At 29.8% G+C, this 10,483-nt stretch carries 6 protein-coding genes; 2 read left to right on the top strand and 4 right to left on the bottom strand.

Features of this window, described 5'->3' with window-relative positions; translation table 11 throughout:
* Positions 1–366, bottom strand: a 366-nt coding sequence (locus M3P09_RS17035; protein WP_249974032.1) for a Gfo/Idh/MocA family protein, incomplete at its 3' end; no start/stop codon positions are given.
* A gap of 364 nt (positions 367–730) precedes the next feature.
* On the opposite strand from M3P09_RS17035, the gene M3P09_RS17030 reads away from it, so the two are divergent.
* On the top strand, positions 731–4,813 hold the full coding sequence (locus M3P09_RS17030) for a two-component regulator propeller domain-containing protein (protein ID WP_249974031.1): 4,083 nt from the start codon (positions 731–733) through the stop codon (positions 4,811–4,813).
* Positions 4,814–4,880: 67 nt separating this feature from the next.
* Here M3P09_RS17030 and M3P09_RS17025 read toward each other — a convergent pair whose 3' ends face one another.
* Genes M3P09_RS17025 through M3P09_RS17015 form a run of 3 tightly spaced genes read right to left on the bottom strand, consistent with a single transcriptional unit; the run spans position 4,881 to position 9,433 of the window.
* Positions 4,881–5,711: a GNAT family N-acetyltransferase gene (locus tag M3P09_RS17025; RefSeq protein WP_249974030.1), complete on the bottom strand. Its 831-nt coding sequence runs from the start codon at positions 5,709–5,711 to the stop codon at positions 4,881–4,883.
* Positions 5,712–5,745: 34 nt separating this feature from the next.
* Positions 5,746–6,726: an aspartate/glutamate racemase family protein gene (locus M3P09_RS17020; RefSeq protein ID WP_249974029.1), complete on the bottom strand. Its 981-nt coding sequence runs from the start codon at positions 6,724–6,726 to the stop codon at positions 5,746–5,748.
* A gap of 55 nt (positions 6,727–6,781) precedes the next feature.
* Positions 6,782–9,433 carry a DUF5916 domain-containing protein gene (locus M3P09_RS17015; RefSeq protein WP_249974028.1) on the bottom strand — a complete coding sequence of 884 codons (2,652 nt, stop codon included), beginning with the start codon at positions 9,431–9,433 and terminating at the stop codon, positions 6,782–6,784.
* Positions 9,434–9,565: 132 nt separating this feature from the next.
* Here M3P09_RS17015 and M3P09_RS17010 point away from each other — a divergent pair, with 132 nt between their 5' ends.
* Complete coding sequence (locus M3P09_RS17010) at positions 9,566–10,450, top strand: LysR family transcriptional regulator (RefSeq protein ID WP_099563681.1); 885 nt, start codon at positions 9,566–9,568, stop codon at positions 10,448–10,450.
* The last annotated feature ends 33 nt before the right edge of the window (positions 10,451–10,483 follow it).

The raw sequence follows: 10,483 nt of genomic DNA, 5'->3' as shown, positions 1-10,483 counted from the left end.
CTTGGTGTGCCACAACCATGGTGTAGATATTATAACAGCATCTACTTCTTTTAATTCTAATAGATTTCTGTAATCAAGCTCATTATCTCCAAAAACCTGTGGTTTTTTCTTTCCAGCTTTACTAATTTTATCTAAAGCAATGTTTATACGATTTGGGTCGATATCGCAAATAGCAGTAATCTCTAAATCTTTTCTTCTTAAAGCATTTTTTAAATGGTTAGTTCCTCTTAAACCAACACCTATAAAAGCTATCTTAAGATTCGCTGTTGTTTGATTTGTAGTTTTGCCAAATGTTAAACTTGGTAATATTGTAAGGCCTGCACCAGCTAATGCTGTTTGCTTTACAAAATTTCGACGTTTATTCATAGTATTAATATTTCTTAAATTAACAATGTGCACTTATGAAGCACAATTCATTGTTACAAATATTGAAATCTTTTAAGCAGATAAGAGCAGGTTTTTTTACCTAAAACAACTTACATTTTATGCAAAAAGTAGGTTAAGGTAAATATACCTACCATCTTTGATTAATATGTCTCTTGTGCTATAGAACATACTAAAACACAATAACATTTTTAGTTTTTTTGAGTATTAAACCTTTCTATAATAAATCTAAACATGTAAATTTGAATAAATCCTCCTAAAGTTGTTATGATTGTTATTTATTAAATAATATCACAAACTTCTTGTTCTATTAATAAATAAAATGAGTTACTCTTCAAAATTACTTATGCTCTTTAAGCTTATTGTATTCGTTAATGCAATCAGTTTTAGTCAAGAAAAGTCAAACTTTATAAAATTAGATCAAAACTTTTTTGGTAATTCAAATATCGTAGAAGATCATTTAGGGTTTATTAGAGTATTTGGTAGTGGTGGTTTATACAAATATGATGGTTACAACTTTTCATTAACACCTTTTACATCTCTTTTTGGCTCAGCTTACACAAGAGATAGAGATTTTTTAATGATAAAGGATAACAATAATAATATTTGGATTTCTTCCTTTAATGGCGAACTAACAAAAATTGAAATAGATGGTATTAATACTTCTTATAAAGATGCTGTTTTAAACAACAAAAAGCCTCAGCAAATATCTGCTATGAAAGCCTATACAAAAGATGTATGGTTTGGGAGTGTAAATGGTATATTATATAAATATGATTATGCATCATCAAAAATTGATAGCATTATTACTTTACCCAGAATAAATGATTTGCCTCAAAGAATAGAAAATATTGCTATTACAAACCCAGAAAAAATATGGCTAAGTACATTCAATGGGAAAGTGTATAGTTACTCTCTAAAGACAAACACATTGGAAGCTTTAAAGCTTCCTTTAAAAGAAAAAGCACAAATAATAAGAGTAGAAAACGATAAAAATGGAGGGCTTTGGATTGCCACCGAATTAGATGGTTTATTCAGGTATAACCCAAAAGAAAAAGACAGTTTTAAGCAATATAATAATATAGATGCTTCAAAAACTAGCTTAAAGCATCATATGTATATTTCTATTTTTTGTGACAATTCTGGAATTATATGGGTAGGAACAGATGGGGATGGGCTTTATTCTATTAATCCTGAGAATAATAAAATCACAGTTTTTAAACATGAAGAGACAAATAAGTTTTCAATAAGTAGCAATACTATTGGTAACATTAGTGAAGACTCAAAAGGAAATATCTGGATTGTAGCAAAAAGAGGTGAAATAAATATTCTGCCAAAAAACAACAACATTATAAAATACTATAATGGTTTAGAAAATAATACGCCTACCACAGTCCTTTCAATATTAAAGTCTTCAGATAAATCTTTATGGTTAGGTACAGACGGCAAAGGGTTAAATAGGGTATTTCCAGATGAAACTAAAGTACAATACGATATAAATAAAAAAGATAAATATTTTTTTGAAGGCAGATATATTCAAAATATTTTAGAAGATGAAAAAGGAAATATTTGGATTGGCACCTATCAAAAGGGATTATGGGTTTACAATAAAAAATCTGACACCTTTACTAAGATTGCCACTTCAAACTCAACTGGAACTTATTCACCAGACATAAGGGCTCTTTTTAAAGACTCAAAAAACAGAATTTGGGCAGCATCGTCAAACTCAATAAATATTTTTTCAGATAATCAAAAGTTACTTACCATTTTTGATTATGATGACAATGGTTTATTTGGAAACATTTCTATGGCTATTAATGAGGACGAAAACAAAGAAATTTGGGTAGGCATAAACCCTAATAAGTTATTTAAATTTAATGAGAACTTAATAGATATAAATAAATCTTACTTCACAAAATATAATTATTTCTTAAAGCAAGAAAATGATTCTCGAAACTATAATATTCATTCATTAATGCCTGATTACAAAGGGAGTTTATGGATTCTATGCGCTTCGGGTATGCTCATAAAATTTAATATTAAAGATAATACTTATGAATCATTTGTAAACAAAGATCATTTTGAAGATATAAATGTGAGCTCTATTTTGATAGAAGATTATAATAATTTATGGATTAGTAGCAATAAAGGTTTGCATCATTATAATATTGGAAATGATACTTTCAAATCTTTCTATAAGATTGATGGATTTCAAAGTAATAGTTTTACTCGGCGAAGTGCCTATAAAGAAATTAATGGTACCATGTATTTTGGCAGTGAAGATGGTGTAAATTCCTTTTTTCCTCCTGAGTTAAATAAAGAAGAAATTGATGCAAAATTATATATAAACAACATAGAGATTTTAAATAAGCCTGCTCGCTTAATTATTGGAGATCAAATAAAAGGAGGTGTAGAGTATGTTAAAAATTTAAATTTAAATTCAAATCAATCTTCATTTTCATTTCAGTTTTCGGCTATTGATAATGTGATAAACCCAAATTACCATTATGCCTATAAATTAAATGGTTTTGACACAGATTGGATAACACCAAAAAATGATCGTATTGCTAGTTATACTAATATTCCTTACGGCAATTATACTTTTGAAGTAAAAGCAGGGGCAAAAAAAGGAGAATGGGATATTGCCCCTATAAAGGTTGGTATTTATATTAAGCCGCCTTGGTGGCTAAGTAAAATTGCATATGTAATTTATCTTGTATGTGGTTTGTTATTAGTTTACGGCATTGTAATATGGGGACGCCTAAAAAGTAAATTAGCAAAAGAAGCTTGGCAAAATAATAAGGAAAAAGAGCTATATGCTTTAAAAATGAATTTTTTCGCAAAAATGTCGCATGAAATTCAAACACCATTAACTTTAATTTCTGGCCCAATTGGAGATATGCTAGAACGTGCTTCTGCTAATGGCAACCAACTGCTAAAGCAACGTTTACAAATAATTAGCAATAATGCCAATCGTTTATCTAGAATTGCGATGGAGCTTATGACAGTAAGAAATAAAGAGTTAGGTAAACTGCGCCTATTTGCTTCAAAAAATAATTTAATTGATGACCTTAAGCGTATTGCCTTATCCTTTAGTGAACAAGCAAGATTTAAAAACATAGACTTTATACAAGAATATCCTGAAGACATAGTAAATATATGGTATGATAAAGATAAAATAGAGCATATTATTTATAACCTTCTATCCAATGCTTTTAAATTTACACCTAAAGAAGGCACTATTTCTCTAAAAACTGTTTTTAATCTAAAAGATGATTTTGTTGAAATATCAGTTACAGATTCTGGTCCAGGCATCTCAAAAGAAGAGTTAGAAGACATTTTTAAACTTTTTTACCAAACTGATGTAGGTAAGCACAACAAGGGAATTGGTATAGGTCTTGCACTTACAAAAGAACTTATTTCTCTACACAAAGGAGAAATTAATGTTGATTCTTCTCCAGAATTTGGCACATGTTTTTCAGTTAAACTTTCCACTAGAGATGATATATTTTCTGATGACGAAAAAGTTTTTGTTGAAAATTCTGGTCTTATTTCAGATTCTTTAGAAACGGATTTTAGCTTGTTAGAAAAAGAATTTGATTTAAAAACTAATAGTACTAACTCAAAAAAAACACATACACTATTAATTGTTGAAGACAATATTGAAATGCAAATATTTTTACGAGATGTTCTAAGTGATACATATAATTTACTTATGGCCGAAAATGGAAAAGAAGGTATAATACTAGCAGAAAAAAATAATCCAGACTTAATAATTAGTGATATTATGATGCCAGTTATGGATGGCATAGAAATGAGTAAAAAACTACAAAAAAAGAAATCTACTTCACATATTCCTATTATTTTGCTTACTGCAAAAAATTCAACGCCTACAAAACTTGCTGGACTAAAGTCTGGGGCTATTGAATATATAATAAAACCTTTTAATTTTCATGAACTTTCTTTAAAACTAAAAAACATAATAGCTTCCAAAGAAAAAGTTTTATCTAAATATAAAACAGATCGTTTAAGTGCTCCTGCTGAAATAAAAGAACTGTCAAAAGATGATGCTTTCATCAAAGATTTAGTAGAAGAATTGCAAAAACAAATAGAAAATCCGAATTTTAAATTAGAAGAATTATCAAAATCATTAAATATGAGTTATTCCGTAATTTATAGAAAATGTCAAGATATTACTGGTAAAACTTTAGTAGAATTTGTAAGATCAATGAGAATGAAAAAAGCAGCCTTATTAATTATTAATAATGGGTATAATATTTCTGAAGCTTCATACATAGTGGGCTATAAAGATCGAAAATACTTTACCAAATGTTTTAAAGATGAATTTGGAGTACCTCCTACTGTATTTAAAAGAGAAGTAAAAAATAAAGATGCCCAAAAGATTATTGAAAAATATAAAATTCAATAAAATACTTTAAACTATTTAAAGAGGAAGTTATAATTATGATCTCATGTTCAAATTTTCATGATTTCATTTAGTAAATATCAAACTCCATCTCATATTGATCAACTGTATTTTGCAAACCAATTTTATTTAAAAAATGAATTTTTCCAATTAATCTTTCATCTACATTATTAACCTTTATAGTATCAGAAACAAGTTTTATTCCGTTAAATAAAACATTCCAACTGTCTATATCTAAGCTATTATTTAATGTATTAAACTGTGCTAAATAGCCATTATTAGGGTTAATAATAAAATAGGAATCCATCTTACCATTTATATAAATAACATAATAATTATAGCTTCCTCTTTCAACAGTATTAAATTGATTATCCCAAGAATAATTTTCTTGATTTAAAGTATTCCAATCATAGTAAGAATCATCAACTTTTTTCAACTCAAAATCTGTAAATGCTTCTTTAAGAGTAATATTACCATTATAGCACTTGTAATTTTTAGTGATTTTAAAACCAATACGTTCATATACTTTTATAGCAATGGCATTATCTTTAATAACCTCTAATCTACATTTTGTAATCCCATGCTTCTTTAAATCTGGTATAGCATATTGATATATGGAGCTTACTATGTGTTGCCCTCTATATTCTGGAAGCACACCTGTACCTGTATTAAAGGCAATCCAATTTCCATTTCTCTCATCTATAGCGTTAATAATGAATCCTACCAGTTTTTCATTTTTAAACATACCGTAGGACATCGCTAATTTAACATTTGCCATACGCCAACGTTCTTTATAGTACTCATGGTCCGTTGGCATTTTTACAAAATACCCCTTAAACGCTTTTAGAAAACATTCCATAAGCATTGAAAAATCAATATCAATTAAGCTTTTAACTTCCATGCTAGCATTTTAATAAAAACTAAATTTACTTTAATTATTTGTGAATCATTCTTCCAATATCACTTTTATTAGACCTGTATTTACAGCCCGAATCATGAAATAACCATTTACTCATAGCATTTACATAATTTGCAAAAAAAATTGCTACATTGAATCGAAATATAAAAGTAATGGGTTTTTGTTTAGATGAAATTACTTTAGTATTTAACTCTTCACATTCATTCTCAATTTTTTCATCTGTAAGGTGGTTTTTATTAAACTTAATACCCTTTACAATTCCTCTTTTTTCAAAAAGAAAATTGTCCTTTTGAGCTCCTTCATCTTCATTTGTTGCTATTTTTATTGCTTTATTTACATGAATTTCTCCTGTATCAAAAGTTGGAATTGCTACATCATTTTCGCCTACAAGCATAGGTAATTCTGTACATCCTAAAATAACACCTTCTACTCCTCCAATTTGCGATTCTTTAATAATTTTTATAATTGCCCTTTTTGAAGTATCGGTAAATTTGCCTTTTAGCAATTCTTTATAAATAATAGCATGTACAATATCTCTGTCTTTTGTTTTTGGAATTACAATTTCTAAACCATATGCTTTTTCTAGTGTTTTGGTATAGAAATCCTTCTCCATAGTATATTTAGTACCTAAAAGAAGAATCTTTTTCAAATTCTGTTTTTCAATAACTTCTCCTGTAGCATCAGCTATATGTAAAAAGGGAATCGAAATATTTTTAATAATTGTTTCACTTACAATATGAATTAAATTTGTACATAGTACAACCATTTCTGCTCCCGCTTTCTCTAATTGTATTGCACTTTTTGCAACAATTTTCCCGATAGCGTGCCAATCATTTGCGAATGTTAGTTTTTCTATTTCAGCAAAATCAACAGATACCATAATAATTTTTGCAGAATGCGAGCCTCCTAAAACTTCATTGGCTTTTTTATTAATACGCTCATAATAGAGTTTTGATGATTCCCAGCCCATCCCTCCAATCAATCCTATTGTTTTCATAATTTTCGATTAATAGTTTTTGAATTTAATTTGAGTTTCTATAGTCGTATCTCATTTAAAAAAAGCGATAAGTTACCTTTATCAGGAAAGTGTTATTGGGTTGTTTGTTAAAAATTTGATTATCAAAACTTCGAGATAAACTACCAGTAGGTCTTCCAAAATCAGTAACTCCTTGTGACCAAACCAAGAATATTTCAGAGCCTGGTTTGTATTCATATCTCACAACAAGGTTTGACCTAAACTGTGCAAATGAAAAATTTGGGTCATTAAATCTATAATCAGTTATTCCATTTAAAGTCTGATCTATACCGTACGAGAAAGGCTCAGTCATTTCATCATGGTAAATTTCGTTTTCATTAAAAGTATATAGTTGTTCGCTTTGTGTTCTTGCTAGGGGTTTATTTATATATCCAAAATCATTGTACAATCCTTTAGAAATATATGGCTCAGCATAATATTGAATAGAAAGATTTGGATTAATAGTATAATTAAGTCTAAACGCTAAACTAAAAGTGTCTTGATTTAACTTGGACATAATATAACGTGGTAAACCATTAAAATCTATAGTTTCATTGTATTGCAATCGATGCCTGATTATATTATATCTTGGAGATAATGAAAGACTTAATTGATTTAAAGGCTGATAGGAAATTTTAATACCATTCTCTAATAAAAAATAACTATCCTTATTTCCCGTTTTTGTCCATCCATCTAAGCTAAAAGACAGTTTTTTTCTAGAATCTGTTCCTAAAGCCCACCAAAAACCATATTGGTCTGGCAGGTATATTCTTGGACCACCTTGCAATAATGACTTTGAGTAAATATGTGGTTGATGAAAAAAGCCAGCTGTAGCATTCCAGTTATTTTGAAATGTACCTGTAGCTTCTACATCCCAATCTATAAAGTTTAAATTACCTCCAAAATCCCATTTTACCCAATGTTGATAGGTTAATGCACCTTTTCTGAATGCTCCAAAAGGTTTTAACGAACTATAAATGATTCCCGCATAATTTTGAATATCATCTGCTTCGCGCATAAAACCAAGATCGTTCAATTCTAATTCTGGCGATCGCCATGTAACCCCTGTTTCAAATTTTAAATGACCTTGTCCTGCTTTTCCAAATTTAATATCGCCTCCAGTACCTGTAAGTGACGTTTTTGTTGGGTTTATTGAAATATGGCTAACATCAGTTCGTTGAAATAAGTGTGAAATAGAGCGTTGTGTTCTCAAAATAGCCGTTTCACTTCCTTCTATATGGCTCATCACCATATTTACTCCCAAATACCAAGCCCTGTTTTTCCATTGATGCAGAAAATCGAGACCGGCGGTTGTAGCCGATTTATGCAAGAAGTCTGTATGCTCGTCCAAGCTTCGAACTGTTGATGTAACAATTCCTCCTAAAAATGTATTACGGCGATTAAAATCTTTTTGTACACGGCCTACGAAATAATTGGTAAATGGCTCGATACGTTGTTTTCTTTCGTCTCCATTATTGTTAATTTCTGCAAACTCATTGGCAGTCATGCTTTCCATAACCCCAATTGACCAACCATTCTTCGTTTTGCCACTAAACTTTATTGCTCCTAATATGGAGGTTCTCTCTGGCTCATCCAAAAACTCGCCTTCATTCGTCTGAGCAAAACCTTGAGGGTCTCTTCCAATACGTCTGGAATAAAACAAATTATCGCTACTAAATGATCCACCTACAATTGGATTAGAAAATTGATAACTAAAAATATTTTTATTCTCTACAAAAAAAGGACGTTGTTCTTGAAAGAATAATTGAAATCCATCTAATGCAATTGCTGCAGGATCTGCTTCTACTTGTCCAAAATCTGGGTTAATAGTAAAATCTAATGTCAAATCATTAGTAAATCCAAATTTCCCATCAACACCAGCATTTATTGAAGCTATATTTGAATTTCGGTAAGGGTTATTAGAGTCTTTCTCAAATGTTTCAAGAGAAGTAACAACAAAAGGCTGAATTTCAAATTGCTTCTGTGGTTTCAAGTTTTGTAAACCATGTAATTCTCCAAATTCACTTATCCAACCAGATGCATCAATAGGTATACGCTGCCATACAGATATTTCATCATTTTTAAAATATTTGCGTATAACCTGAAGCCCCCAAACTTGATTTTCTACATTACCAAAACGTAACTGACTTAAAGGAATTTTTATCTCAGCTGTCCATCCTTCACTTGTAATTACACTCTTAGCATACCAAATGGGGTTCCAAGTTATATCTTCATTCTTTCCGTTTAGAGTTATTATCTTGTCACCTTTAACTCCTGCTGCTGTTACCGTAAACGAAAATGCTGAACGTAAATCATGATTACTATCAAGGGCAATTTCAACCCAATCCCCCTCAAAACCATCTCGTCTAGACATCCAATCGGTTATTTTATCAGGTTGTTTATCAAAATTTTTAATTCCTACATATAAATATTTTGAATCGTAGTAAATTTTAAATGATGTCTCCTCTGAAGGCAATACATTCTCTCTAGGTTCCCTTTGGATAAAATTTGACTCCCAACCGTTTTCTTCTTTCCATATAGCGTCCTCTAATTTTCCATCTATTGTTGGAATTTCCAATATCGTAATACTTTTAGTAGTGTATGTTTTTTTTAAAATTTTTTGCTGCTGTGGAAAACCAACAAAATGGATAATAAAAAGAATTGGTAGTATTATTTTAATTTTAAACATATGTGCTGTCTTTATTTTTTTCAAAATTATTGTGAGTATCCAATTTTTGTTAGAAAGTAAATTGAATGGTTTTCTTCTATCATTGAAAAGAATTCAACTACACTCATTTGCAAAGTGTTGTATCTTTGAGTTATGGAATTAAAATATTTTAGGCTCATTAAAACTATTACAGAAGAAGGTAGTCTTGCCAACTCTTCAGAGCGTTTGTTTTTAACTCAGTCGGCTTTAAGTCATCAATTACGAGATCTTGAAGAACGCTTAGGGTTTAAAGTTTTTCATAGGAGTAGAAATAAATGGGAATTAACTAAAGAAGGTAAAGAGCTTTACAGTTTGGCTAATAAACTATTTAATTCTATTGATGAAAGTTTTAACACTATTCAACATATAAAAGAGGGTTCCAAAGGGGCCATTAAATTAAGTGCAGAGTGTCAATCTTTTTTCCACTCTATTCCAAGTTTTATTCAAAAAATGGGAATTTTATATCCAGAAATTGATATAGATTTGAGCCTTGGAGCTACACATCAAACCATTTCGCAAGTACTATCGAATGAAATTGATATTGCCATTGTAACCTCAAAACCTGCATCTGAAGAATTGGAAAGTATCAAAGTTTTTGAAGATGAGATTTTTGCAGTTATTCATCAAGAAAGTCAACTAAATAGTTTAGACTATATAGAACCTAGTCACTTTTCAGATTCGCATTTATTTATAAATTCTTTTCCTCTGGAAGGTGTTTCTGTTTATGAGCACTTCTTAAAGCCTAATAAAATTACTCCCATTAAAATATCAGCTATTCCATTTACCGAAATTACTTTATCAATGATTGAAGCTAATATGGGGCTTATGTGTGCTCCAAAATGGCAACTAAAACCTTTTAAACTTTCTGAGAACATTGTTTTTAAACGCATCAGTAAAAATGGCTTAAAACGAAATCATTATTTAGTTGTAAAAGCTATAAATAAAAACAAGAAATACATTCACGATTTCATATCAAGTTTTGAAGAGGACTTTTTATAGTATCAATTGCAATAATCATCAATAATGAAAAAA

This window comes from Jejuia spongiicola (genome assembly GCF_023502325.1).
Taxonomy (GTDB): Bacteria; Bacteroidota; Bacteroidia; order Flavobacteriales; family Flavobacteriaceae; genus Wocania_A; species Wocania_A spongiicola.
Note: the sequence above shows the minus strand (reverse complement) of the source record. Positions and strands in the feature narration are given on the sequence as shown.